We start from the raw sequence: 25,030 nt of genomic DNA, 5'->3' as shown, positions 1-25,030 counted from the left end.
TCCTACTCGCCCGGCCCGAGGGACTGCTGGGCCAACCGGTAGGCGGGCAGCATCGCGTCGTGCTCGCCGCTGTCGAACCCGCCCAGGTGGACGACGACGGCCGCACCGCCCGGGGTGACGACGGCGAAGGCCCTCTCCTTCTTGGCCTCGTCGAGGGGAGCCGTCTCGTAGGCGGCCTCGACCGCCGGCAGCGCGGCGCCGCCCGTACCGGCCCGCAGTTCGGTGTAGGCGGGCGCGCCCTTGGTCTTCTCGCCGGCCATGAACGCCTCCAGCACCGTGCGGGCGTCGCCGGGCGCGGCGGGTGCGTCGGCGACCCAGACGCGCAGGAAGCCGAGGTTCCCGGCGGGCTTGGCGTCGATCTCGCAGGCCAGGGTCGTCCCGCCCTGCTTGAACAGCGAAGCGAACTGGTCGTCCTCGGCGTGCGTGACGGCCTTCGGCTTCCAGTCCTTGGCGAGGTCGAACGTGACGGGCAGCCGGCACGGGGTCCCTGCGCCGCCGACGGATCCGGCGGCCTTGACGCCGGTGCCGCCACCCGGGCTCGCGGCGGGGCTCGGCGGGGCGGCGGTGGCGGCGCCCTTCGCGGGCGGCGCTTCCCCTCCGTCCGAGGTCCCGCCCGTCGTCGACGTCCCGCAGGCCGTCGCCCCCACCACCAGGATCCCCGCCCCGACGACCCCCATGGCCGCCCGCACCAACCCGCGCCGCATCGCCCCGTACTCCCCCGCCCGAAAACCCGTGAACAACAAAAAGAGCCGTCAACGTAACAGGCGACGCGCCCGGACCTGCATCTTTCCCGCCACGGCCGCTCGGGCGGCACTCGACAACCCCCGCAGATTTTCTGCAAGTTGCTGCAAGAACTTGCAGAGATCGATAGGCTGCGCCCGTTCCCGATCCACCCCTCCTCTCCTCCCACGAAGGGACCATTTCCCGTGCAGAGACCGCACAGCAGTCGCGTAGGCGTCACCGCGGCGGCACTGGCCGCCGCGCTCCTGTCCTGGGCCGCCGCGCCGTCCGCCACCGCGGCGGACGCGGACACCCGGTCGAGTGCACCGATCCGGTTCCAGGTCACGGCCACCACCCAGTGGGGCGACCAGGTCTTCGCGGTCGGCAGCGTTCCGGCGCTGGGCTCGTGGGATCCGGCACGCGCCGTACCGCTCGACGCCCACGGCTACCCGCAGTGGGACGCCGAGGCCGTCGCGCCGACCGACGCGCCCGTCGAGTACAAGTACCTGGTGAAGAAGGCCGACGGGACGGTCACCTGGGAGGACGGCGCGAACCGCTTCATGCAGCCCCGGGCCGGAGGCGCCCCCGTCACCACTCGGGACACCTTCCGCGTCACCGCCGGCATACCGGCCTCCGGGATCGCGCCCACGTGCATCACCTGGTCCGAGACCTGGCGCTACACCCCCGTCTTCAACGGCTGCGGCAGCACCTACGGCCTCCAGGTGATCTACCGGGACGGCAGCATCTCGACCTGCCGCCAGGTGGCTGCCGCCGCGACCGCCACGTTCGCCGGCTACGGCCCGTACGAGAACCGTCCCGTGGCCGTCAACCACTGCTGAGACGCCCTACCTGCACGCAGTGCAGCAGCCGGGCGCGAGTTCCCGAATCGCGGACCCCGGGCCCGCCGAGAACACGGCCGTACGCGGCCCGGGCGGGCCCGGGTGCCGCACCGGCCGCGGTTCGCGACCGCGACCGCCGGGCACGGCCGAGGTGCGACGTGCGGGCGTCCGCCGGGTCCAGACGTACGCGCGCGGCGTCGCCCTCACCCCGCCGACGCCCGCGGGGCGGACGACCGGAACCGGCACCACGCTCACCTTCCTGCCCGACGCCGACGTCTTCGCGACGACGGAGTGCTCGTTCGCCGTACTGGCGGAGCGCTTCAGGGAACTGGCCTTCCTGAACCGGGGCCTTGACCTCACACTGACCGACGAGCGCCCTCCGGGAGGACCGGACTCGGCCCGGTTCCGCTTCCCCGGCGGGGCGCGGGACTTCGCCGCCTTCCTCGCCGCGGACGCGAATGCACCGGTGCACCGGTGCACCCGGAGGTCATCGGCTTCGCACAGGAGAGCCGCGCATGGCGGGACGACGGAGGTCGCCCTCCGCTTGCACGGCTCCCGCGATGTCCCGCTTTCGTCGGCGCCACCCACAGGGCACTGGGCGACGCGGTCGTGCGCGCCTGCGTCGCAGAGGCCGTGCGGGAACACCTCGACACGTGGCTGGAGGGCCACCCGGAGCAGGCCGGGGCCGTCATCGACCACGTCCTGCGGCACCGGAGGTGAACACCCGGCGGCCGGTCCTGCGGGACATTTCACGGAAAGCGGCCTCCCCTGCCGTGTGCGGAATTCCGGCGCCCGGGCGTTCCCGGTGAAACACCGACGCGTTTTCCGGTAGGCATGGAATTCGGAATTCGGCGCCCGCGACGTCGAGCAGCCCCCGGGACGGTGTCCCGGGGGCTGGGGGGTGAGGGCGGGGCGGCCGGGGGCCGGGTGCCTCACTTGCCGAGCTTCGCCTTCAGCTGTTCCTTCAGCTCCTTCTTGATCAGCTGCTTCGTCACCGTGCCGCCCGTGCCCGTGGCGTCGCCGGTCACCGCGGTCGAGTCGCCCTGGTTGATCGCGTCGGCGCTCGCGTTGCCGCTCTGGGCGTTGCCGGTGTGGATGTCGCAGCCGCCGTCACAGTTGTTCACACCGGAGTTGGCGGCACCGGTGCTGGCCTCGCCGCCGACCGTCGTGTTGCTGGCGTCCGCATCACCGCTGGTGCCGATGCCGTCGGCGCTGTCGTTCGGGAGGAGGGAAACGGCGTGCTGTGGGGCGGTGACCGGGGCGGCCATGGCGGTGGCGGGCAGTGCGATGCCGCCGCCGAGCAGGGCCGCGGAGGCGCCGGCCAGAACGATACGACGGGTCCAAGAACGCTCGAACATGATGATTCTCCACTCGATATAGAAGGGGTTTTTGTGATTCGCCCTCCTTTCCGGAGTTCCCGGTGAGGGCGTACTTCAAATAAACCCTGTGAGCGGAGGAGCGTCACGCCACTGGAACACGTGGCTTGACTCCATCAGTCGGCCCTGGTAAATATCCGCGCGCCGCCGGGGTCGGATCAGGAAGTCCCGGCGCCGTTCGCGTTGGCCGCCATTCTGCGGAGCACCTTGAGGGCGGCGACGTACTCCTCGTCGCTGATGCCCTCGTGGACCACCGCCCGTATCTCGGTCACCAGCGTGCGCAGCCGCGCTCGCGCGGCCTCGCCGGCGCCCGTGAGGCACAGGCCCCGTGCGTCGTCGGTGCGGAGCCATCCGCGATGGAGCAGCTGGTCGATGACGCGAGAGATCTCGTGCGGCCCGTCGGCGAGGGGCGTCAGCTGGGTGATGACGTCCTCGCGGGCGGGTGGCGCGGCTGCGCCGTTCACGCCGTTCAGTACCCAGTACTGCGGCTGCGTGACGTCGATCCTGGCCATGGCGTCACGGAGGTGTCGCGTGACGGCCGTGTGCACCAGGCCGCTCCAGTAGCCGATGGGCTGGGAGGCGAGCACGTCATCGGCGGCTGCCGGGTCCGCCGGTGCCTGGTCCGTCATCGCATGGGTCGAAGGGTTCATGATCACGACGCTACTTCCCGGTCGGGTCCGCCCCGCGGCCGGCCTCCCCGCCCCGCCTCGGCCCTGCACCTCCCCCAGGGGCAAGGGGCATGGTCGTCGCATGCACCACGGGCCTGTCCCTGGCCGACGTCGCCGCGGTCCTCGACGCCCCCGGCGAGGAGGCGGTCCGGTTGCTCGACGCCCACTGGCGGGCCGAGGAAGCCGCCCACTGCGCCCGGCGCGCGATGGCCGCCCGCGCGCGCCGCCTCCTCACCGAAGGGGCCGCTCCCGGGCCGGAAGTCCTGTGCGCGATCGCCGAGCGGGACGTGCCGGAGCAGCGCGTCATCGGCGTGCAGCAACACGTCACCGCCGAAGGCCTCCCCCGGTTCCTCACCGAGGCCCCGGAGTTGCCGTTCGCCCGTCTCCGGGAGACGGGAGCCGACCTGTCCGGGCCGGTCTTCGCGGCTCGTCGACCACGACGCCGACGGGCCGGTCGAGGTCTGCGCCCCGACCCGCGCCACCCTCGCGCCGGCCGGGCGGATCGGCGTACGGCTGGAGCCGGCCCACCGCGAGGCCTACGTACGGGTCACCAAGGGCGACGGCGGCCACCCGGCCATGCTCGCCGCCCATCACGCGCTCGCCGACCGGCCCACCGCGCGCGGGCTGCGCTCCGCCGGCTCCGCCCGGGAGGTCTACTACCCCCACTGGGCCACTGCGCAGGCGGACGACCACGTCGCCGACGTCGCCTGGCCCTTCCTGACGCAGCCGGGTCAGCCCGAGCGGCGTGTGCCCGACCGGGCCCGGGACGGGGTGGGGAGCGTCCGGTAGCCCGGGTGCACGCCCGGGGTCAACTCCTGCTGGGTGGCGACGAGTTCCAGGAGCGCGTGCAACTGTGACCGCTGCTCGGGGTCGAGGCCGGCGAGCAGGGCGTCCTCGTGGGCGGCGGCCGCGCGGGAGACGGAGCCGAGGGCGCGTCGGCCTTCCGGGCCGAGGTGCAGTTCGTGGTTGCGGCGGTCCTCGGGGCTGCGCCGCCGCTCGACGAGGCCCTTGCCCTCCAGGCCGTCGATGAGGGCCACGACCCGGCTCGGCACGACGCCCAGGTCCTCCGCGAGGGCCCGCTGGCTGCGCCCCGGCTGCCCGGCGATCATGCGCAGCAGGCCGACGTCGGCCGGGGTGAGGCCGAGATGACCGATGCGCTCCGCGAAACGCCCGGCCGCGTGGGCGCCGATCTGGGCGAGCAGGAAAGCCGCCCCGCGCGGCCCCGGGCCCTGGTCGGGGCCGGAGGCGTGGCGGTCGTCGGAAGCGGGCCGCGGGCCCGGCCCCTCCGAGCCCTCCGCCTGTTCTGGCCGTTCCACCTGCTCTGGCTGCTCTGGTTGCCGGGCGCTGCTCACGGGTTTATCGTAAGCCATGCGCAATGATTCAGCTTGGTGAACGATTCATTCGAAGGAACTGATTCTCCGTGCAAGCGACCCAGACGCGTACCCGTCCTCGTGACGCCCAGGCCGGACCGCCCCCGGGCGTCCTCGCCGTCGTCGTCACCGCCCTCTTCCTCGCAGGACTCGCCCTCAGCACCGTGCTGGCCGACGGGCAGCCCTTCCCCTCGCCGTTCGGCGCCACCGACGACATCACCACGTACTTCCGCGACCACACCGACGCGACCCGCGTGTCGGGCGCCCTGCAGTTCGCCGCATCGGTGCCGCTCGCCATCTACGCCGCAACCGTGTCGGCGCGGCTGCACAAGCTCGGCGTCCGCGCGCCCGGCGCGACCATCGCCCTCGCCGGCGGGATCCTCGCCTCGGCGTTCCTGGCCTGCTCCGGCCTGGTGACCTGGGTGCTGTCCCAGCCCGCCGTGGCCGACCGGCCCGAACCGGTGCGGGCCCTGCACTACCTGGCCTTCGGCTTCGGCGGCCCGGGCCACGTCGTCCTGCTCGGGCTGCTCGTCGCCGGCATCGCCGTGCCCGGCCTGCTCGCGCGGCTCCTGCCCCGCGGGCTGGCCATCGCCGGCCTGGCCATCGCCGCGGTCGCCGAACTGGCCACGCTCACCCTGCTGTTCGAGGGCGCGGCCCTGCTGCTCCCGCTGGCCCGCTTCACCGGACTCGGCTGGCTGATCGCCGCCGGGTTCCTGCTGCCCCGCCACCGCACCCGTACGGAGGGACGATCGTGACCGCCGACGAGACGGAGCGCCGGCTGCGCTTCCACCAACCGGAGAAGACCCTCCGTCATCTGGGGGCCCCTCCTGACGACGGCACGCTCGCGGCCCTCTTCGGGCTCGACCCGGCCGACTACCGCACGCGGCTCAGCGGCTTCGAGGAGCGGAACCGCAAGGCCGCCGCCGAGCTCGCGGCCACGGCGTCCGGGGCCGGGGCGGCGGCCGGCCCGGGCGGGGCCATCCGCCCGGCGGACCGGTTGCCGTTCCGGCCGGGGCAGCACGTGGTCGCCGTCGGGGAGAGCACGACCGCCGACCGGCTGTCCTGGTTCGAGATCCTGCGGCACCTGCTGCCCGACGACGTCCGGTGCACCAACCTCGCCGTGTCCGGCAGCACGACCACCCAGGCCCTGGCCGGCCTGCCGATGCTGGGGTTCGGGAAGCCGGACTGGGTGCTGTGCATGCTGGGCGGGAACGACGTCCAGCGGCTCGACGGGGTCCCGCTCGTCACCGCGTCGGAGACCCGCCGCAACCTGACGGCGCTGCGCGACCTCGCGGTCCGGCGGACCGGAGCCCGCTGGGTCTGGCTCACCCCGACCGGGGTGGACGAGGAAGGGGTGGCGCAGTACGTGCACTTCCGGCGGGCCGGCCTCAGCTGGTCCGGCGAGGACCTCGACGCCCTCGCCGAAGACCTCCTCGCCCGGCCGGAGCCCGTGGTCGACACCCGGCCCGCGGCCCGCGGCCACCTCGACGCCGACGGCGTCCACCTCACCCCCGCCGGCCAACGAGCCGTCACGGCCGCCCTGCTCGACACGCTGACAGCCGTGAGGTGACCGCCGACAGGCCGGGACCGGGACCGAGCCGCCTCTCCGGTAGGGCGAACCGGGCCCGGGCGGTGTGCTCCCACGGCAGCAGGGGGAACCGTGCCCGCCCGCCTCCGCCGGGCCCCACCCGTCGCGAAGGCGCGCGGCGCGCACGCGGACTGCTCGGGCGCGAGCCCGACCGCGTCGGCGCGTCGCTGGTCAGACCGCTTCGCCGCGCGCGCCGGGCCGGCCGGGGGCCGTTGTCAGACCCTCGCGAGAGGATCTCCCCATGACGATTTCCACCGCCGTTGAGGCGCAGTTCCGCATGTCCGACCGCACCGAGTACGAGGCCGCGCTCCAGCGCCTGCGCGAGGCCTCGCAGGCGTACTACGGGGACGGCGACAGCGCTCTGGACGACGCCTCGTACGACCGGCTGCGGCTGGCCGTCCTCGCCTGGGAGGGGGAGAACCCGACCGAGGTCTCCACGGACTCCCCGACCGGCCTGGTCGCCGACGGCGCGGCTCCGGCCGGCGACGTCGCGCACACCACCCGGCTGCTGAGCCTGGACAACGTCTTCGACGCCGAGGGCCTGGTGGCCTGGGGGGCTTCCGTCCAGCGCCGGCTGGGCCGCGCACCGGAGGGCGGGTTCACCGTCGAGCCGAAGATCGACGGCGCGGCCGTGGCCGCCCGGTACCGCGCGGGCCGCCTCGTCCAGATCATCACCCGCGGCGACGGCAGCCACGGCGAGGACGTCAGCCACGTCATCGGCCAGATCGACGGTCTCCCGGAGCGGCTGGCCGGGGCGGCGACCGTGGAGGTCCGCGGGGAGGTGGCCTTCACCCAGGAGCAGTTCGAGACGGCGAACGAGGTCCGCACGGCCCACGGGGCGCAGGTCTTCGCGAACCCGCGCAACGGTGCGGCGGGCACGCTGCGGGCGAAGGACCGCCCGTACCGGCTCCGCATGACGTTCTGGGCGTACGGTGTGGTGGAGCTGGACGGCGAATCGTTCCTGCCCGCCGGGTGCACGCACGCCGAGGCCCTGGCCGCCGTCGCCGCGGCCGGGGTGCGGACGACCGCGGACTCCCCCGCCGGGCTCCGCGTCGTCGCCGACCTCGCCGAGGCGCAGCAGCGGGTCGACGCGATCGCCGGCATGCGCGCGGAGCTGCCCGTCGGCATCGACGGCGTGGTCGTCAAGCTCGACGACACCGCCGAGCAGCAGGCGGCCGGTTTCGGCACGCGGTTCCCGTACTGGGCGATCGCGGTCAAGCTGCCCGCGGTCGAGCGGCAGACGGTACTGCAGGACGTGGTGTGGGAGGTCGGCCGGACCGGGGTGCTCGCTCCGACCGCGATCCTCGCCCCGGTCGAGATCGACGGCTCCACCGTCACCCGCGCCACCCTGCACAACCCCGCCGACATCCGCCGCCGCGACCTCCACCTCGGCGACACCGTGACCGTGTACAAGGCCGGCGACATCATCCCGCGCGTCCAGGCGGCCGTGGTCCGGCTGCGTCCGGCGGGGGCGGTGGAGGTGCCGCTGCCCGACTCCTGCCCCCGCTGCGGCGGCGAGATCAACAAGGCCCAGGAGCGGTGGCGTTGCGCGAAGGGGACCTCGTGCGCGCTGCCCGCGCTGATCGAGTACGCCGCCGGACGCGAGATGCTCGACATCGACGGCCTCGGCAGGACGTACGTGGCGTCCCTGATCGAGAGCGGCGCCGTCACCGACGTCGCCGACCTCTTCACCCTGACCGTCGACCAGCTCACCGCCGCGTCCGGCAGTGCCAAGCGGGGCGCGAAGCTCGCCGAGCAGATCGAGACCGCCAGGTCCCGCCCCCTGAGCCGTGTCTTCTGCGCGCTGGGCGTGCTCGGCACCGGGCGCAGCATGTCCCGTCGCATAGCCCGCCACTTCGGCACCATGGACGCGATCCGGCAGGCCGACGCGGCCGCCATGCAGGACGTGGAGGGGATCGGCCCGGAGAAGGCCCCGGTCGTCGTCGAGCAGGTCGCGGCGCTGGCCCCGGTCATCGAGAAGCTGATCGCGGCAGGGGTCAACACGACCGAGCCGCAGGAGCCGACGGCGTCGGCGCACGGCGAGGGTCCGGGACCGCTGGACGGCAAGGTCGTCGTGGTCACCGGCAAGATGGCCGGACCCCTGGACGGGCTCGGCCGGTCCGAGATGAACGCACTGATCGAGAAGGCCGGCGGGCGCGCGGGCAGCAGCGTCAACTCCAAGACGTCCATCCTGGTCGCGGCGCCGTCCGCGAGCGGCAAGCCGAGCTCGAAGGCGGTCAAAGCCGCGGAGCTGGGCGTGGAGGTCCTCACCCCGGAGGCCTTCGCCGACCTGGTCGCCGACCACCTGACCTGACCACCCGGACCGGGCCGGTCCTGGCCGGTCCGGGCCGGTCCGGGCCGTCCCTCCCCCGACATCCCCATCCATACGAATTCTTGATGGATCATCAGCGGTCGACCTGTTTGAATCGGAAGATCGACCGACCGGGCGACCGAGGGGGAACGACCAGCCGTGCACCGTAGAGCAGCCACTGTCCGTGCGCTCGTCCTCGTGGCCCTGCTCGCCTCGGCGTCGACGGGCTGCGGTGACGGCGGGTCGAAGCCCGACCCGGCCGCCGCCGCGCTCATCGGTGACGCGAACCGGCAGTTGGAGGAGGAACCGTTCCACTCCACCGGCACCACGACCGCCTTCCCCGGCGGCCGGCAGGAAACCTGGTGGGACCCGGCCCAGGGCCTCCACATGGAGGTCACGGGCGGCGTGTCCGGCGACGTGTACTGCAAGGACGGGACCACGTACACGAGCGCCGACCTGTTCGCGGCCGCGCTGAACCAGCGCGGACGGCAGCAGATCACGGTGCCCGCCGCACTGCGTGCCGTCTACGTGACCAGCAGGACGGAGCGGGGCTGCGCCTCGTACTTCTCGATCGCGGGGACCGGCCGGCGCGCGGCGGACGAGGACCGGAGCATCGACGGCAGGCGGGCGTCGGCCGTGCGGGTCGCCGCGGGGAAGGCCGAGGACCTGTACTTCGTCGAGAACGACACGCGTCGGCTGCTGCTGCTGGAGGCGACCCGTGACGGCCGCACCAGCAGCACCGTCTACGACTCCTTCGGCGCGCGGCAGGCCATCACCCTGCCGGTGCCCGAGAAGGTGATGACGGCGGAGGCGTTCCGGAGCCGCGTCGGCGGCTGAGCCGCAACCGACGACACCGCCCCCGGGGAGCACTCCCCGGGGGCGGTGTCGTCGGATACGGATACGGATGCTGCGCGGGCGCGCGGGGCGTCAGGCGTGGGCGACCGCTTGCAGGGGGCCGAGGGCGGCGGCCCGGCGGGCGGGGAGCGCGGCCGCGGCCGCGCCGACCGCGAGGGAGAGGCCGACGACGAGGGCGAGCGTGCCCCAGGGGAGCGCGAAGGCGTACTGCGGGATGGCTCCGTTGGCCAGGCCGCTGACCTTCCACGCCCCGAACAGGCCGCCGGCCAGGCCCAGCAGGGTGCCGTACGCGGCGACCGCGAGGGATTCGAGGCGGATCATGCGGCGGATGCCGGCGCGGTCCATGCCGAGGGCGCGCAGGACGCCGATCTCCCGGGTGCGTTCGGCGACCGACATGGCGAGCGTGTTGACCATGCCGAGGGCGGAGATGACCACACCGATGGCGAGTAGCCCGTAGACCATGCTGATCAGGTCGCCGGCGACCCCGGCCTGCTCGCGGACGAGCTGGGCGCGGCTCTGCACCTTCAGCAGGGGGCTGCGGTCGACGGCGCCGCGCAGCTGCTTCTCCAGGTCGGCGGGGGCGGGGGCGGCGCCGTCCCCGGTGCGGACGAGGACGCGCTGGACGGAGTCGCGCAGGTGGCTGTTCTGCTGGACGTCGCTGCGCCAGGCGAGGACGTCCTGGGCGGTCGGGTTGTCCTGGTAGACGCCGACGACGGTGTACGGGCGGTCGCGGTCGCCGTCTCCCGTGCCGGGGCCGATGCTCGCGTTGATCCGGCCGCCGGTGCTGATCCGGTTCTCGCGGGCGAAGCTGCTGGAGACGGCGATCCGGCCGGGCCCGATGTCCGTGGCCGAGCCGCTGCTGAAGCGCAGCTTCATCACCTCCTCCACGGTCTTCGGGTCGACGCCGGAGACCTGTCGCGCGAGCGCACCGGTGGAGAGGGTGGAGTCCGCGACGGCCGAGACGGTCGCGACGCCGGGGACCGCGGCGAGGCGCTGCAGGGCGGCCGGGTCGACGGCGGTGGTGGTGTTGCGGGTGCTGATGACGTAGTCGGCGCTCAGGCCGGCGGCTGCCTGGGAGTCCAGGGCCCGGCTGGAGGAGTGGTCGATGACGGCCAGTCCGGAGACCAGCGCGGTGCTGATCATCAGAGCGGCGGCGGTGGCGGCCGTGCGGCGCGGGTCCCGCAGGGCGTTGTCCTTCGCGAGGTCGCCCGCGACGCCGAGGCCGGCGGTGAGCCGGCCGAGAAGGCGGACGACGGGTCCCGCGAGCAGCGGGGCGAGCAGGATCAGGCCGGTCACGAGGACGCCGCAGCCGAGCATGGCGGTCCGCAGGTTCGCGTCCGAGGCGTCCTTGGCGTCGCCCAACGAGAGCAGCAGGCCGGCGCCGGTGAGGAGGACGGCCGCGCCGGCCGCGCCCCGGAACCGGGACAGCGCCGCGGACGGGGGCTGTTCGGCGGTGCGCATCGCCTCGACGGGCGCGATCCCGGCCGCGCGGCGGGACGGCAGCCATGCGGCGAGGACCGTGACGCCGACGCCGACGGTGAGGGAGGCCAGCACCGGGACCGCGCCGATGACGAGCGGGCCCTGGGGCAGCAGGTCGTCCGGGGTGCCGAGCAGGCCGGGCAGGGCTGTGGCGACACCGAGCCCGAGGACGAATCCGAGGACGGAGGCGCCGAGCCCGACGAGGGCGGCCTCGGCGAGCACGGAGCCGACGACCTGGCGGCGGGTGGCGCCGATCGCCCGGAGCAGCGCGATCTCCCGAGAGCGCCGGGTGATGAGCATGGTGAAGGTGTTGATGATGAGGAACGAGCCGATGAAGAGCGAGACCGCGGCGAAGACCATGGGCAGCCGGGAGTAGCTGCGGGTCTTGGTGTCGACGAAGACCTGCTGCTGGCCGGCCTTGGCGGTCGCGGTGGTCGCCTCGGCCCGGTCGGCCGGCAGCAGCGCGCCGACGCGCTGGGCGAGGTCGTACGGGTCGGTGCCGGGCGCTGCGGACAGGTCGATCCCGGTGTAGCGGCCGGGGGTGGCGAACAGCCGCTGGGCGGTGGCCTTGTCGAACACGGCGAGGGTGCCGCCGGAGGTGACCCGGGTGTCGTCGGTGGAGACGATGCCGACCAGCCGCATCCGCAGGACGGGCCCGTCGGTGGCCAGGGTGACGGTGTCGCCCAGGGCGTACCGGCCGGCGGCCGCGGTGCCGCGGTCCAGGGCCACCTCGCCGTCGGTGCGGGGGGCGCGGCCGGCCGTCAGCGGGTGGCGGCCGTCCGTGCCGTCGGCGCCGGGGAGGTAGGCGGCGGCCAGTTTGCCCATGGCGTCGTCGGCGCGCATCGGGGAGCCGTCCTTGGCGGCGAGGGTGACCGAGCCGTCGACCGTCGGGCGGGCCGCGGTGACTCCGGGTACGGCGGCCAGGCGGGCCACGAGCGCGTCGTCGAGGACGGTGGTGCGCTCGGCCGCGGGGGTGCCCGGGGGGTACTTCGGGTCCACGGTGACCGCGATGCCGGCGTAGTCCTTCGAGAGGGAGGCACGGTAGGCGGCGGCGGTGGAGTCGGCGAAGACGAGCGAGCCGGAGATGAACGCGACCCCGAGGCAGACCGCGAGGACGGTCATGGTCAGGCGGGCCTTGTGCGCGAGGACGTTGCGCAGGGCTGTTCGCAGCATGGTGGGCTTTCGACGGATGCGGGATGGAGGAGAGGGATGAGGGGGAAGAGGAGGTCAGTCGGCGCGGCCCCGGGCTTCGAAGGCGAGCATTCGGTCCAGGACGGCTCCGGAGGTCGGCTCGTGCAGCTCGTCCACGAGGCGGCCGTCGGCGAGGAACACCACGCGGTCGGCGTAGGAGGCGGCCACGGGGTCATGGGTGACCATCACCACGGTCCGGCCCAGTTCCCGGACGGAGTCGCGCAGGAAGCCGAGGACTTCGGCGCCGGAGCGGGAGTCGAGGTTGCCGGTCGGCTCGTCGGCGAACACGATCTCCGGGCGGGAGACCAGGGCGCGGGCCACGGCCACGCGCTGCTGCTGGCCGCCGGAGAGCTGGGTGGGCCGGTGGGCGAGGCGGCCCGCGAGGCCGACGGTGGCGACGACGGTGTCGAGCCATGCGGGGTCGGGCTGCCGGCCGGCCAGTCGCAGGGGCAGGGTGATGTTCTCGAGCGCGGTGAGGGCGGGCAGGAGGTTGAAGCCCTGGAAGACGAAGCCGACCTTCTCCCGCCGCAGCCGGGTGAGCTGCCGGTCGTTCAGGGCGGACAGCTCGACACCGCCGATCCGGGCCGATCCCGCGCTGACCGGGTCCAGGCCGGCCATGCAGTGCATCAGCGTGGACTTGCCGGAGCCGGAGGGGCCCATGACGGCGGTGAACCTGCCCCGCGCGAAGTCGACGCTGACGCCGTCCAGGGCGGTGACCGCCGTCTCGCCCTTCCCGTACGTCTTGGTCAGGCCGGACGCGCGGGCTGCCGGCTCCGTACGGGGCGTGCTGGGGGAAGGGAACGTCTGTGACATGGGTACTCCGCCTCGGCGTGCGACGGCCCGCAAGGAGTTCCGCGGGCCGGGGATGCATCCATCGTCACGGCCCTGAGCTGCACGAACATCGACCTGGAGGCGGGAGTTGACCTCTGCCGAAAGGACAGCGGTAGGCGGTCCTCCTCTTCCTTCCGGCAGAGGCGGACACCGACGCCGGCCGGCGCCGTCAGGTCGCCAGGCCGGTCCGGTGGGCCAGCAGCGCGGCCTGCACCCGGCTCGTCGAACCGGTCTTGTCGAGGATGGCGCCCACATGGGTCTTCACCGTGCCGGTCCCGATGCCGAGCCGTGCGGCGATGTCCTGGTTCGACAGCCCCTCGCCGAGCATGGCGAGCACCTCCCGCTCCCGGCCGGTGAGCCGAGCGATCCGCTCGTCCGCGGCGGCGGCGCCGGGGCCGTCCGGGCCTCCGGCGCGCAGCATGCGGGAGATCACCGCCCCGGTCACGCCCGGCGACAGCACGGCGTCCCCGGCGGCCGCCGCACGGACCGCGCTGATCAGCTCCTGCGGGCCCTCGTCCTTCAGCAGGAATCCGGCGGCGCCGGCGCGCAGCGCCCGTACGACGTTGTCGTCGTCGCCGAAGGTGGTCAGCATGACCACGCGCGGCGCCGGGTCGAGGGCGAGCAGCGGCTCGATCGCGGTCAGCCCGTCGCAGACGGGCATGCGGATGTCCAGCAGCACCACCTCCGGGTGGTGGGCCGCGGCCAGTTCGACGGCCTGCCGGCCGTCCCGGGCCTCGGCGACGACCTCGATGCCCTCGGCGTACCGCAGGATCAGGCGTACGCCGTGCCGGATCATCGTCTCGTCGTCGGCGAGCAGGACGCGGACGGGTCGGCCGGATCGGTCGGACCGGAAGGGCGGGGCGGGCTCGGTCACGGGGTCTCCCAGGGTGCGGCGTCCCGGACCGACGGGACGGTGAAACGGTCGATGGCGATGAGCCGCTGTGCGGCGTCGAAGCAGTGGCGGGCGATCCGCAGGCTGCCGGGGCGGGACTCGGTGCCGCCGGTGAACGGGTAGATGCAGCCGACGGCGCCGTCGGGGCGCGGCGGTTCGTGGCCGGTGGCCGCGGCCCGGACCGCCGCGTTGTCGAGGACGCCCAGCCCGGCCACCTCGCCGTACGTCATGCCGATGCGGGGCAGGGGGCGCGGCCCGGCGAACTCCTTCCGCGGCGCCGTTCCGTACACGAAGGCCGTCCCGAGGGCCATCAGCACGCTCAACGCCCCCAGCCCGAGGGCGAGCGTCACCCACTGGGCGACCCCGCCGCCGGAGCCGGATACGGATACGGAAGCGGAGTCGGTGCCCCGGATGTCCGGGCCGTCCGGGCCGGGGGCCCCGCCCGCCTCCCTGGGCGGGGCGCCGGGCCGCCGGGGTACGGGCGCGTCGCCGGGCTCGGCCGGTACGGCCGCGTCCACCCGGAAGCCGCCGGTCGGCAGCGGGCCGGCGTCGAACGTCCCGCCCAGCAGCTCGACCCGCTCCCGGAGCCCCGTGAGTCCGCGGCCGGTGCCCACGTCCCCGGCGGAGGCGGGGGGTGCGGGCGGGGCGCCGTTGTGGACGGTGACGCGGACCGTCCCGTCGCCGTGCACCACCGTCACGGTGACGTGGGCCGCGCCGGCGTAGCGGTGCACGTTGGTCAGGGACTCCCGTACCAGCCGGTGCACCGCCCTGCGCACCCGTGCCGGCCGGGCGTCGAGGTCCGGCCCGATCCAGTCGAGGCGTACGGCGATCCCCCCGTCCCGGGACTCCGCCACCAGGGCCTCGATGTCGGCGCGGGTGCCGGTGGCGTCGGTGAGGGCGTCGGGCCCGGTGTCGCGGCCCAGCGGCCCGAGCACCCCGAGGGCCTGACGAAGCTCCCGCATGGCGTCCCGGGTGGTCCGGCGCACGAGGACGGCCTCCTCGCGCAGTTCGGGGTCGGCCCGTTCCAGGGCCAGCTCCAGCCCGCCGGCGTGCAGCGAGATCAGGCTGAGCCGGTGTCCGACCAGATCGTGCATCTCGGCGGCGATCCGGGAGCGCTCGTGGATGCGGGCCTCGCTGTCGGCGAACCGCCGGGCCCGTTCGGCCGCGTCCCCGCGCTCGCGCAGCGCCCGTACGAGGCGGCGCTGCTGGCCGTACGTGGTGCCGACCAGGCCGGGGACGATCACGGCCGTCGGGGTGAGGATGAGGCCGAGCGCCAGCCCGTACGGCACCCGCCCCGGCCCGAGCCAGGGCGCGGCCACCGCCGCGGCCACCACGACCAGGGCGGCCGCCGCGGCCAGCAGCCGGGCGCGCCGCCGTGCCGCGACCGTGCGCCGGGCGACCGAGTACGCGGTCGCCGCCGTGACCGGCCCGACGCAGAACGCCAGCCCCGTCAGCGCGGCGAGGGCGAGGAGCACGGCCGCGGGAAAGCGGCGGCGCAGCGGGAACAGCACCGCGCCCACCGCGAGCGCCGGCAGCGGCGGGTACGGGCTGGGCAGCAGCCCCAGGCTCGCGACCGCCACCCACACGCCCAGCCCGGCGAGCACCACCCCGGCGGTCTCCGCCAGCGCGGGCGAACGGCCTCGGACGAGCCGACTGTACGCAGGGACGGAACGGGTGCACGACACGCTGACCAGTATCGATACCGCGGGGCCGCCACGGCGTGCGCCTCACGGCGGATCCGCCCTCTACCGAAAGACAGAGACGCACGGCCGGCCACCCACACGAGACCGACATACAGCACAAAACGAATGAACGGCGCGAACGGGATCCACGAACGGGTGCGCCGGTGATCCCGGTCCGGGCCGCCGGTCGTTACGGGGAGGACAGGAAGGAGAACCCCATGCCCCCTCACACATCCGCACAGCAGCCCACGACCGAGCTCGACGCCCGCTACAGCTCCGCGCTCAACCCCCGACCCGGGGCGGAGGACGTCACCCCCACCGAGTGGGCCGAGGCCCAGCGGCAGCTGGAGACGGCCGAGATCTTCTGGGTGTCCACGGTCCGCCCGGACGGCAGACTGCACGTCACACCGGTGATCGCCGCCTGGCACGGCGGCGTGCTGTACTTCTCCACCGGCCCGAGCGAGCAGAAGGCGAAGAACCTCGCCCATGACGGGCACTGCGCGCTGACGACCGGCGGGAACTCGCTCACCGAAGGACTCGACCTGGTGGTCGAGGGCAAGGCGCACCCGATCGCCGATCCGGCGGTGCTGGAAGAGGTGATCACCGCGTACGAGGCGAAGTACGGGCCGCACATCACCTCGCCCGAGGGCACCTTCCACGGGATCGGGGACGCGTTCCGGCAGGGGAAGGCGATGGTGTTCGCGGTGGCCCCGACCACCGCCTACGGCTTCGGCCGCGACGGCGGTGTGTACAGCCACACGCGGTGGACGTTCTGACCTTCGGCCACCGAGGCGACCGGTCCCGCCTGGCGGAGGCTGCCGTCCGGGCAGCCCCCGCGAGGCGGGCGCGGTCAGAGGTCAGTGCCAGAGCTGGTTGCGGCCGTCGTTCTCCTTGTGGAGGTAGATGCTGCTACCGCTGTCGTTGGCGTCCAGGAAACGCTCGGTCGCCTTGTGCTTCAGCTTCCAGCCGGCCGAGGTCTGGATCTCGGTCCAGCGCTGGTAGTCGTTGCCCGTGCACGGCTCCATGTAGACGTCGTTGTCCCAGTAGGCCGTGAGGCAGTAGCCGCGGTCGTCGTTGCGCTTCATCAGCCACGTGCCGTCGCCGTTGTCGTACTCGTACCAGGCCGTTCCGTAGGAGTTGCAGCCCCACATCTTGGCGTCGTTGTTGTCCAGGTTCCAGCCCAGGCACAGGCGGGACACCTCGTGAGTCCAGTGAACGGTGCTGTTGGCGCTGGCCGGTGTGGCCACGGCCAGCGCGAGGCCGGTGGCCGCACCGACCATGGCGAGGGTCCTGCCGATCGACTTCAGCGAAGCGGACATGGTGGTTCCTCCCGTTGTGTGGATCGCCGGTCCTGTCACCTGCGCGGGGCCGCGCAGGTGATCGGACGCCTTCGAATCTAGGAAGGAATCGATCCGCGCCCTGCACTCTCGGCGCGGGCTTTCTGAACGCTCAGCGCACGGAACTCCGAAGGGCTGATTCCGTACGCCTCGCGGAAGGAGCGGCTGAACACCACCGGGCCGCTGAAGCCCCACCGCGCAGCGATGGACTGCACGGGGTGGCCGCCCAGATCGGGGCGGGCGAGGTCGGCGCGGCACCGCTCCAGCCGGCGCCGGCGGATCCGGCCGTGGACGCTCTCGTCCTGACCGCGGAAGAGCTGGTGCAAGGTGCGTACGGAGATGTTGTGGCGGGCGGCGATGACCGGGGGGCTCAGCTCCGGGTCGCCGAGGTTGTGATCGATGAAGGCGTGGATCCGCCGCAGGAGAGCCCGTGCGCGGACCTCGGCCGGGAGCTGCTGCTCGGAGTCCAGGTGCTGGGCGAGGCAGGCCGCCGTGAGGTCGGCGGCGACCGTGCCGAGCCTGCGCAGCTCCTGGGGTGTGCAGGCGGCGCCGTGGTGTTCGAGCGCGGTCAGGAAGGAGGCCAGGATGGCGGCGACGGCGCGGTCGCCCGGTATGCGGCGGGCCAGCAGCCGGTCGAGGCGGGCGGTGCGCACCGGCAGGGCGGCGCGGGGAAGCATGACGATCGTCGCCTGCACCTGACCGCCCTCGGCCGACATCACGTTGTCGGAGGAGCGCGAGGTGTCCCAGAGCACGAAGTCCCCGGCGCGGACGGTGCACTCGTTGCGCTGTTGGGACAGCGAGGTGGCACCGCGCCTCATGAGCGCCAACTGGTACTGCTCCGGGTCGCCGCGCCGGATCAGCGCCGGCGTCCGCCGCGACCGCAGCGGCGACAGGGCGAACCGCGCCACGCGCAGCTCCCCCAGGTCGACCACGGCGGCCTCGCCCTGGAAGGCCTCGGGCTGCTCGCTGTTGAGCGCGGCGGGCATCACCTCGCGGTTGATGATGTCGGCGTACCAGTCGAACCGGTCCCGCGCGGGCACCCCGCGCGACGACACCACTGACCACATCCCGCGCCCCCCGGCTCCGATCGGCCCACCAGTACCAGCATGCAGCGGGGCAGCCCCCGCCGACGCATGGTTTCGAGCCGACGTGGCGCCGGGCGAGCGCGCGGCCTCACGGCGCCGGGTGGTCGCCGGTCAGGGGGCCGTCGGGCGGCCTGAGGTGAGGTGGAGGCGGGGGGCCGGGAAGGCGGCCGCCAGGGCGCGGTCGTGGGTGACGAGGACGACCGCGCCGGGGTAGTGGGTCAGGGCCTCCTGGAACTCGTCGATGAGGGCGGGGGCGATGTGGTTGGTCGGCTCGTCCAGGACGAGGAGGTCGGTGGGTCGGGACACCAGTCGGGCGAGCTCTATCCGGCGGCGTTGGCCCGCCGACAGGCCGGCGGCCGGGATCAGCAGGTCCTCCGGCCGGAACAGGCCCATGGCCAGGAGTTCTTCCGCGTACGTGTCCGGCGGGCCGGGGCGGTCGGACGCGTACGCGCAGAGGAGGGTGGTGCCGGGGCCGGCGGGCAGGGGGGCCGGCTCCTGCGGGAGGTAGCCGACGCGGGCGCGGACCCGGACGTGGCCGGCGTCGGCCCGGCCGACGCCGGCGAGGAGGCGCAGGAGGGTGGTCTTGCCGGCTCCGTTGGAGCCCGTGACCAGCAGGCGGCCACCGGGCGGGACCTCCAGCGACGGCAGCCGGAGCCGGCTGCCGACCACCGCCCCGTCGACTTCGACGACGGGTGGGGGGCAGCCTTCACCCGGGTCCTGTGCCCCGTGCGTGAGGGCGCGGAGGGGGGCGGTGAAGCGGAGGGGGGCCGGCGGCGGGGGCACCGGGTGGGCGCGGAGGTGCTCCAGGCGGGCGCGGGCGGCGCGGACGCGGCCGGACAGTTTGGCCTCCGAGGACCGCCGGTGCTTGCCGAAGCCCTGGCGGGGGTCCTTGCCGGTGCCCGCCAGACAGGTGCCGGCCGCGTCGACGAGGGCTTCGGCGCGGGCCGCCTCCTCCTGCCATGCGTGGTGCTCCTGGGCGAGCCGGCGCCGTTCGGTCTCGCGTGCGGCCCGGTAGCCGTCCCAGCCGTCGCCGTAGCGGCGTACGGTGCGGGTGTCCGCGTCGACCTCCAGGACCGTCGTGGCGTACTCCTGCAGGAAGGCGCGGTCGTGGGTGACGACCACGACCGTGCCCCGGTGGGTGGTGAGCCGCCGGTGCAGCCAGGTGACGGCGCCGACGTCGAGGTGGTTCGTCGGCTCGTCCAGGAGGAGGAGTTCGGCGCCGGCGCAGAGCGTGCCGGCGAGGGCCAGCCGGGAGCGTTCGCCGCCGGAGAGGGTGCCGAGGGGCCGGTCCCGGTCGATGCCGCCGATGCCGAGGCCGTCGAGGGCGGCGGCGACCCGCGCATCGGCCTCGTAGCCGCCGCGTGCGGCGAAGGTCTCCAGGAGTTCGCCGTAGCGGGTGAGTTCGCCGGTGGGGGCGTCGGCGAGGGTCTGCTCGGTACGGCGCAGCTCGCGTTCGAGGGCGCGCAGCTCGGCGAGGTCGGCGTCGATGGCGTCGCGGACGGTGGCCGTGGACGGCAGGGCGGCGGTCTGGGCGAGGTGCGCGACCCCGCCGGGGGCGTGGAGCGTGATCCGCCCCTCGTCGGGGGTGTCGAGGCCGACGAGGAGGCGGATCAGCGTGGACTTGCCGGATCCGTTCTCGCCGACGACGGCGACCCGCTCGCCGGGGCGGACGGTGAACGAGACCCGGTCGAGGACGCTGCGGGGCCCGAAGGCCTTGGAGAGGTCACGGACGGCGAGCTGGGACCGTTCGGCGGGAACGGTCGGGGGCCCCGCGGGGGCCGAGGCACGATGGGCGCGTGCGCGCATGTTCTTCTTCCCTGACGGGGTGGGCGGCCGGCCGGCCCCGGCGGAGGGGCGCCGGCCGCTGTGGGCACGGGACGTGTCGGGGGAACGCGACGACCGGGGGCGCCGCCGGATCGGGGCGCGCTGCGGCGGGTCGGTGCGTTCCCGGTCCCGGGAATCAGAGGAAGAAGGAGGAACTGCCCATGCGGCCACCGTAGCCGACGGCCGCAGAGCGGGGCATTCCCTTTTCTCGGCGGCCCAGCGGCAGCCGGCAGCAGCCCGGCAGTGGCCGGCCGGTACGTACCGGGGCAATCCGGGGGCGGTTCGGGGGCGTGATCCGGCGGTCAGCCCGCCCCCGTCCGCCAGGTCTCCACGGCGGCGTCCAGGCGGGTGCGCTGGGCCTCGGTCAGTACCAGTCCGGCGGCGGACACCGAGTCCCGGGCGCTGTGCGGGCGGGATGCGCCGGGGATCGGGATCACCACCGGTGCACGGGACAGCAGCCAGGCCAGGCACACCCGCTGGGGGCTCACCCCGTGTTCGGCGGCGACCTCGTGGAAGGCCGTACCGGACGACGTCGGCCCCGACGGGCCGTCGAGGGAGCTGCGCGAGATCCCGCCCAGCGGGCTCCACGGGAGGAAGGCGATGCCGAGTTCGGCGCAGCGGCGCAGCTGGGGCTCGCTGTCGCGGACGGCGGGAGAGTACTGGTTCTGTACGGAGACCAGCAGGTCGCCCAGGATCAGCCGGGCCTCGTCGAGCTGCTCGACGGAGACGTTGGAGATCCCGGCCGCGCGGATCTTGCCCTGCTCGGCGAGTTCGCGCAGGGCACCGACCGACTCGGCCCAGGGCACCTGCGGGTCCGGCTTGTGCAGCTGGTACAGCCCGACCGTCTCCGCCCCGAGCCGGCGCAGCGACGCCTCGCAGGCCCGCAGCAGGTGTGCGGGACGGCCGTCGACGGTCCACGAACCGTCGCCGGGCCGGCCACGGCCTCCCTTGGTGGCGACCAGGACGGCCTCGCGGTCCGGGCCCGCGCCGCGCTCTGCCAGCGCCTGAGCGATGAGTTCCTCGTTGTGGCCGGTCTCGTCGGCGTGCCAGTGGTACGAGTCCGCGGTGTCGAGGAGGGTGACGCCGGCGTCCAGGGCGGCGTGCAGGGTGGCGAGGGCCTGCCGCCGGTCGGGACGGCCTTCCACGGAGAGCGGCATCGTGCCGAGGCCGACGGCCGACACCCGCACCCCGCCGACGGAGCGCTCGGCGCTCACTGCGCGCCCCCGTTCCGGCCCGCGACCGAGACCTCGGCGAGGACCTCGTCGACCGCCTGCGGCATCCAGTCCGCCACCCGGCCGAAGGCGAAGCCCAGCCCGGCCGCCCGCCCGTTGTCCATCGGGTAGTGGCGGTCGTACGAGAACGGCGACGCGGCGGCCCCGACCTCCACCAGCGCGTAGTGCGGCGGGCGCCCGACCCGTTCGCCCACCAGGTCGCCGAGCTCGGTGACGGTGAGCGTGCCGTGCGAACAGGCGTTGACCGGTCCGGTGAACGCCGCCCCGGCCGTCCAGTGCAGGAACTCGGCGATCTCCCGGTGGTGGATGAACGTGGTCGGGTACGCCCGCCGGTGGACCAGGACCGGCTCGCCGGCCAGGATCCGGTCGACGTGGTGCGCCAGCCGTCCGGTGAAGTCGGCCCGGCCGCCGCCCAGCACGTGGGCGGTGCGCACGACGGCGGTCGCGAAGACGGGGTCGGTCAGCAGCACGCTCTCCGCCTGCCGCTTGCCTTCCGCGTACGCCGTCGCCTCGTCGGCGCCGGCCGGGACGCCGGGGACGGGCCGGCCGACCGGGTCGAAGAGGCCCTCGGTGACCGCGACCCCGACGCCACGGACGGGGACGGAGGCGGGGGCGGGGGCGGCGGCGGCGGTGGCGGTGGCGGTGGCGGGTGACTGCGTCGCCGGGTCGTACACCTCGACGGTCGAGGTCATGACGTAGCGGCCGGTCCTGCCGGCGAAGACCCGGCGGGCGACTTCGGCCTGCTCGGGCGTGTAGCAGACCTGGTCGAGGACCACGTCGAAGGTTCGGGAGCCCAGCGCGGCGCGCAGCTGCCGCTCGTCGCCGCGGTCGGCGACGAGGTGGGTCACGCCGTGCGGTGCGGGGGCCGAGCCCCGGTTGACCACCGTCACGTGCGAGCCCGCCCCGCGCAGCAGTTCCACGAGGTGCCTGCCGAAGTACCGGCTCCCGCCGATCACACATACGTTTCGCATGCCTCGACTCTGCCGCGGTACGGTCCCCAGCAGAACTGGTCATCTACTGAACGAGTATGAAGGAAAACTGATGATCGATGTGCAGCGGCTGCGTGTCCTGCGGGCGGTCGCCGAGCACGGCAGCTTCAACCAGGCCGCCGCCGCGCTCCTGCTCACCCCGTCGGCCGTCTCCCAGCACATCGCCGTGCTGGAGCGCTCGCTGGGCCGACCGGTCGCCGTCCGCAGCACCCGTGGGGCCACCCTGACCGACGCCGGGCGGCTCCTGGTGGAGGCCGCCGACACCATCTCGGCGGAACTCGACCACGTACGCCGGCAGATCGACCGGCTGGACGCCGCCCGGCCCCGGCTGACCGTCGCCACCTTCACCAGCGGCGGGCGCTACCTGCTGCCCGAGGCGCTGGCCCGGTTCGTGGCCGCGCACCCCGAGGTGGAACTGACCGTCCGCGAGAGCGAGCCGGAGACGGCCCTACCGATGCTCCGGCGCGGCGAGGCCGATCTCGCGCTCACCTACCACTTCGACGGCCCCCTCCCGGTCCCGCCGTCCGAGCGGCCGGGCTTCGACTGGACCCCGCTGATGGACGACCCGTTGTCGGTCGTCCTGCCGCGCGGCCACCGCCTGTCCGGGCGGGCCGGCATCGACCTCGGGGAGCTGGCCGCGGACCGGTGGGTGCTGGGCTGCTTGAAGACCGAGGCGTACCTGCGCCGCCATGCGCAGCGGGCCGGGTTCGACCTCCAGGTGGCCGCTTCCACCACGGACTACTTCTTCGCCCAGACGCTGGTCGCGGCCGGGGTGGGCGTGTCGCTGGTCCCGAAGGTCTCGCTGGCCCCGGCCCCGGGCCTCGCCGTCGTCGACGTCGAACCCCCGCGCCCGGCCCGCCACATCGGCGTGGCGATGCCCCGCCGCCGTCGACCCGCACCGCATGCCGCCGCCTTCGCGGAGGCCCTGGCCGCGGCCGCCGCCCGGGTCGGGTAGTCGCCGCGGCCGGACGACGGGGCCGCGACCCGCCGCCGTCCGCGGCGCAGTGGGGCGATGCCGCATGTCTGACGCGTTCACGGGCGGGCCGTGGCCCACCATGGGCGGGTGGTGGTCGTCGGCGGAGGGACCGGAACGTGCAGGAACTGGCCGTCATCGAGGCGCCGTCCGTGCTGGGCCTGCGACCGTCCGGCGTCGAGGACCTGCCGGCGGCGCTGATCGGCGCCGGTCTGCTGGACCGCCCCGGAGCGCTGCGCGCCGGGCGGGTCGAACCTCCGGCGTACGACCCGGCGCGGGACCCCGGGACCGGGATCCTCAACCCGGTGGGCATCGCCCGCTACTCCGTCTCACTCGCCGACGCGGTCGGCCGGGCCCTCGACGTCGGGAGCTTCCCGGTGGTCCTCGGCGGCGACTGCAGCATCCTCCTCGGCAACCTCCTGGCACTGCGCCGGCGAGGACAGTACGGCCTGCTGTTCCTCGACGGCCACACCGACTTCTACCAGCCGTCGGCAGAACCCACCGGCGAGGCGGCCTCGATGGAACTCGCCCTGGCCACCGGCCGCGGCCCCCGGCTGCTCACCGACCTCGAAGGACTCGGGCCGCTGCTCCGCGACGAGGACGTCGTCGCCTTCGGTTTCCGTGACGCCGCCGAATCGGCCGAAGCCGGGATGCAACCGCTGCCGGACGGGCTGTACGCGGTCGACCTGGAGGACGTGCGCGCCGTCGGAGCCGCCGCGGCGGCGCGCCGGGCGGTCTACCGGCTGACGCGCGGCAGGGCCGCCGGGTACTGGATCCACCTCGACGCCGACGTCCTGGACGACGCGGTCATGCCCGCCGTCGACTACCGGCTGCCGGGGGGACTGGCCTGGGCGGAGCTGGAGGCGGTGCTGCGGGTGGCGCTCGCCGACGAGCGGGCCGTCGGCCTCGACGTCACCGTCTTCAACCCCCGGCTCGACCCCGACGGCACCATCGCAGCCCGCCTCGTCGAATGCCTGCACCGGGCGCTGTCGACGCGACCCGACCGCTGAACGCACGAGCCCACGTGCCCGGACAGCAGCGGAGCCCGCCCGATCTGAGCGATCGGACGTGCTCCCCCTGCGAGCCGGCCGTGGGCTTCGCCGCTACGGCTACTTCCCCGTGGGACCACCGGTCCGCACTGCGGGCGCCGTCCCGGGGGCGGGTGCGGGAACCTTGTCGTCCGGCTTCACGTCCGTGGGCTTGGTGTCACCGGGCTTGGTGTCACCGGGCTTGGTGTCCGTGGGGGGCTTCGTGTCCGTGGGAGGCTTCGTGTCCGTGGGAGGCTTCGTGTCCGTGGGGGGCTTCGTGTCCGTGGGGGGCTTCGTGTCCGTGGGGGGCTTGAACTCGCAGTACACCTTGCCGCTCACGAACTTGCAGCCGGGCATGTTCTCGATGTCGCGGGCCTGGTTGCCCTTCTTGCCCTTGCCCTTCTTGTTGCCGCCGTTGTGGTCGCTCTTCTTGCCCTTCGAGTCACCATGCGCCGGTTTGCCCTCCACAGTCTTCGTGATGGTGCTGGTGTACGGCTGGGCGGGGGCGGCGTATGCGGTGGAGGAGAACAGGGCTCCTCCGGCGGCCAGCGCGGTCGACAGGCCGAGCATCACGATTCGCTGCTTGCGGGACGTGCGGGTCATGACGTGACTCCTTCGTGGAGGGGTGCGTGGTGTGGTGCGGGCCGTGGGGGGATTTCCGTTTCCCGTTGACCCGCACCTCCAGTAGGCCCTGCCGCGCGGGCGGGGTCATGTCCCCGCTTTTCGTGTCTTGACAGACGGCGAGGCGCCTGGGACAAGG

Annotated in this window: 24 protein-coding genes; 10 read left to right on the top strand and 14 right to left on the bottom strand. The window is 74.2% G+C overall.

The window, feature by feature from the left end; all coding sequences use genetic code 11:
* Nucleotides 1-2: 2 nt before the first annotated feature.
* On the bottom strand, nt 3-704 hold the full coding sequence (locus ACZ4VL_RS03095; RefSeq protein ID WP_468195065.1) for a lipoprotein: 702 nt from the start codon (nt 702-704) through the stop codon (nt 3-5).
* A gap of 222 nt (nt 705-926) precedes the next feature.
* Between ACZ4VL_RS03095 and ACZ4VL_RS03090 the strand changes: the two genes are divergently transcribed.
* Together ACZ4VL_RS03090 and ACZ4VL_RS03085 are read left to right on the top strand one after the other, a co-directional pair.
* On the top strand, nt 927-1,559 hold the full coding sequence (locus ACZ4VL_RS03090; protein ID WP_468195062.1) for a carbohydrate-binding module family 20 domain-containing protein: 633 nt from the start codon (nt 927-929) through the stop codon (nt 1,557-1,559).
* Nucleotides 1,560-2,168: 609 nt separating this feature from the next.
* Nucleotides 2,169-2,279, top strand: a complete 111-nt coding sequence (locus ACZ4VL_RS03085; protein ID WP_468195059.1) for a hypothetical protein — start codon at nt 2,169-2,171, stop codon at nt 2,277-2,279.
* 212 nt (nt 2,280-2,491) lie between these two features.
* Here ACZ4VL_RS03085 and ACZ4VL_RS03080 read toward each other — a convergent pair whose 3' ends face one another.
* Both ACZ4VL_RS03080 and ACZ4VL_RS03075 read right to left on the bottom strand, forming a co-directional pair.
* The gene (locus ACZ4VL_RS03080; protein ID WP_468195057.1) at nt 2,492-2,917 is read right to left on the bottom strand and encodes a hypothetical protein; all 426 of its coding nucleotides are present in this window, start codon (nt 2,915-2,917) and stop codon (nt 2,492-2,494) included.
* 176 nt (nt 2,918-3,093) lie between these two features.
* Nucleotides 3,094-3,585 carry a MarR family winged helix-turn-helix transcriptional regulator gene (locus ACZ4VL_RS03075; RefSeq protein ID WP_468195055.1) on the bottom strand — a complete coding sequence of 164 codons (492 nt, stop codon included), beginning with the start codon at nt 3,583-3,585 and terminating at the stop codon, nt 3,094-3,096.
* Between the two features lie 594 nt (nt 3,586-4,179).
* Between ACZ4VL_RS03075 and ACZ4VL_RS03070 the strand changes: the two genes are divergently transcribed.
* Nucleotides 4,180-4,392: a hypothetical protein gene (locus ACZ4VL_RS03070; protein WP_468195054.1), complete on the top strand. Its 213-nt coding sequence runs from the start codon at nt 4,180-4,182 to the stop codon at nt 4,390-4,392.
* On the opposite strand, the gene ACZ4VL_RS03065 is transcribed toward ACZ4VL_RS03070, so the two are convergent.
* Nucleotides 4,335-4,955, bottom strand: coding sequence for a MarR family winged helix-turn-helix transcriptional regulator (locus tag ACZ4VL_RS03065; RefSeq protein ID WP_468195052.1), 621 nt, complete (start codon nt 4,953-4,955; stop codon nt 4,335-4,337). The two genes, ACZ4VL_RS03070 and ACZ4VL_RS03065, sit on opposite strands and share 58 nt — an antisense overlap.
* 68 nt (nt 4,956-5,023) lie before the next feature.
* Between ACZ4VL_RS03065 and ACZ4VL_RS03060 the strand changes: the two genes are divergently transcribed.
* From ACZ4VL_RS03060 to ACZ4VL_RS03045, 4 genes are all read left to right on the top strand, one after another.
* Entirely contained in the window at nt 5,024-5,728 is a 705-nt protein-coding gene (locus ACZ4VL_RS03060; RefSeq protein WP_468195050.1) for a hypothetical protein, read from the top strand.
* A complete protein-coding gene (locus tag ACZ4VL_RS03055; RefSeq protein WP_468195047.1) occupies nt 5,725-6,543 on the top strand; it encodes an SGNH/GDSL hydrolase family protein in 819 nt (272 codons plus the stop codon). The genes ACZ4VL_RS03060 and ACZ4VL_RS03055 overlap by 4 nt, the downstream gene beginning before the upstream one ends.
* Nucleotides 6,544-6,802: 259 nt before the next feature.
* On the top strand, nt 6,803-8,875 hold the full coding sequence (gene ligA, locus ACZ4VL_RS03050; RefSeq protein ID WP_468195044.1) for an NAD-dependent DNA ligase LigA: 2,073 nt from the start codon (nt 6,803-6,805) through the stop codon (nt 8,873-8,875).
* A gap of 156 nt (nt 8,876-9,031) precedes the next feature.
* Entirely contained in the window at nt 9,032-9,709 is a 678-nt protein-coding gene (locus ACZ4VL_RS03045; protein ID WP_468195042.1) for a hypothetical protein, read from the top strand.
* A gap of 90 nt (nt 9,710-9,799) precedes the next feature.
* Here the strand turns inward: ACZ4VL_RS03045 and ACZ4VL_RS03040 are convergent, their stop codons facing one another.
* The 4 genes from ACZ4VL_RS03040 to ACZ4VL_RS03025 form a co-directional block, all read right to left on the bottom strand.
* Nucleotides 9,800-12,379, bottom strand: coding sequence for an ABC transporter permease (locus tag ACZ4VL_RS03040; RefSeq protein WP_468195039.1), 2,580 nt, complete (start codon nt 12,377-12,379; stop codon nt 9,800-9,802).
* A gap of 54 nt (nt 12,380-12,433) precedes the next feature.
* Nucleotides 12,434-13,210 (bottom strand): ABC transporter ATP-binding protein, encoded by a 777-nt coding sequence (locus ACZ4VL_RS03035; RefSeq protein ID WP_468195036.1) that lies wholly within the window; start codon nt 13,208-13,210, stop codon nt 12,434-12,436.
* Nucleotides 13,211-13,397: 187 nt separating this feature from the next.
* Entirely contained in the window at nt 13,398-14,102 is a 705-nt protein-coding gene (locus ACZ4VL_RS03030) for a response regulator (protein ID WP_468195033.1), read from the bottom strand.
* On the bottom strand, nt 14,099-15,805 hold the full coding sequence (locus ACZ4VL_RS03025) for a sensor histidine kinase (protein ID WP_468195030.1): 1,707 nt from the start codon (nt 15,803-15,805) through the stop codon (nt 14,099-14,101). The genes ACZ4VL_RS03030 and ACZ4VL_RS03025 overlap by 4 nt, the downstream gene beginning before the upstream one ends.
* Nucleotides 15,806-16,020: 215 nt before the next feature.
* Here ACZ4VL_RS03025 and ACZ4VL_RS03020 point away from each other — a divergent pair, with 215 nt between their 5' ends.
* Nucleotides 16,021-16,578, top strand: a complete 558-nt coding sequence (locus ACZ4VL_RS03020; RefSeq protein WP_468195027.1) for a pyridoxamine 5'-phosphate oxidase family protein — start codon at nt 16,021-16,023, stop codon at nt 16,576-16,578.
* 81 nt (nt 16,579-16,659) lie between these two features.
* On the opposite strand, the gene ACZ4VL_RS03015 is transcribed toward ACZ4VL_RS03020, so the two are convergent.
* The 5 genes from ACZ4VL_RS03015 to ACZ4VL_RS02995 all read right to left on the bottom strand — a co-directional run bounded on the left by ACZ4VL_RS03015 (nt 16,660) and on the right by ACZ4VL_RS02995 (nt 22,251).
* Nucleotides 16,660-17,121 (bottom strand): RICIN domain-containing protein, encoded by a 462-nt coding sequence (locus tag ACZ4VL_RS03015; protein WP_468195024.1) that lies wholly within the window; start codon nt 17,119-17,121, stop codon nt 16,660-16,662.
* A 77-nt stretch (nt 17,122-17,198) separates the two neighbouring features.
* The gene (locus ACZ4VL_RS03010; RefSeq protein WP_468195022.1) at nt 17,199-18,206 is read right to left on the bottom strand and encodes an AraC-like ligand-binding domain-containing protein; all 1,008 of its coding nucleotides are present in this window, start codon (nt 18,204-18,206) and stop codon (nt 17,199-17,201) included.
* A gap of 129 nt (nt 18,207-18,335) precedes the next feature.
* Nucleotides 18,336-20,030 (bottom strand): ABC-F family ATP-binding cassette domain-containing protein, encoded by a 1,695-nt coding sequence (locus ACZ4VL_RS03005; protein WP_468195019.1) that lies wholly within the window; start codon nt 20,028-20,030, stop codon nt 18,336-18,338.
* Nucleotides 20,031-20,350: 320 nt separating this feature from the next.
* Nucleotides 20,351-21,262 carry an aldo/keto reductase gene (locus ACZ4VL_RS03000; protein WP_468195016.1) on the bottom strand — a complete coding sequence of 304 codons (912 nt, stop codon included), beginning with the start codon at nt 21,260-21,262 and terminating at the stop codon, nt 20,351-20,353.
* Nucleotides 21,259-22,251, bottom strand: coding sequence for a Rossmann-fold NAD(P)-binding domain-containing protein (locus tag ACZ4VL_RS02995; protein ID WP_468195013.1), 993 nt, complete (start codon nt 22,249-22,251; stop codon nt 21,259-21,261). Before ACZ4VL_RS02995 ends, ACZ4VL_RS03000 begins: the two co-directional genes overlap by 4 nt.
* Before the next feature lie 70 nt (nt 22,252-22,321).
* On the opposite strand from ACZ4VL_RS02995, the gene ACZ4VL_RS02990 reads away from it, so the two are divergent.
* Complete coding sequence (locus ACZ4VL_RS02990) at nt 22,322-23,224, top strand: LysR family transcriptional regulator (protein WP_468195010.1); 903 nt, start codon at nt 22,322-22,324, stop codon at nt 23,222-23,224.
* 137 nt (nt 23,225-23,361) lie between these two features.
* Nucleotides 23,362-24,252 carry an arginase family protein gene (locus tag ACZ4VL_RS02985; protein WP_468195007.1) on the top strand — a complete coding sequence of 297 codons (891 nt, stop codon included), beginning with the start codon at nt 23,362-23,364 and terminating at the stop codon, nt 24,250-24,252.
* A gap of 99 nt (nt 24,253-24,351) precedes the next feature.
* On the opposite strand, the gene ACZ4VL_RS02980 is transcribed toward ACZ4VL_RS02985, so the two are convergent.
* Nucleotides 24,352-24,873, bottom strand: a complete 522-nt coding sequence (locus tag ACZ4VL_RS02980; RefSeq protein WP_468195004.1) for a hypothetical protein — start codon at nt 24,871-24,873, stop codon at nt 24,352-24,354.
* Nucleotides 24,874-25,030 lie beyond the last annotated feature (157 nt).

Source organism: Streptomyces sp. NPDC029014, from assembly GCF_055564695.1.
This window is presented reverse-complemented; position numbering and strand designations above follow the sequence as displayed.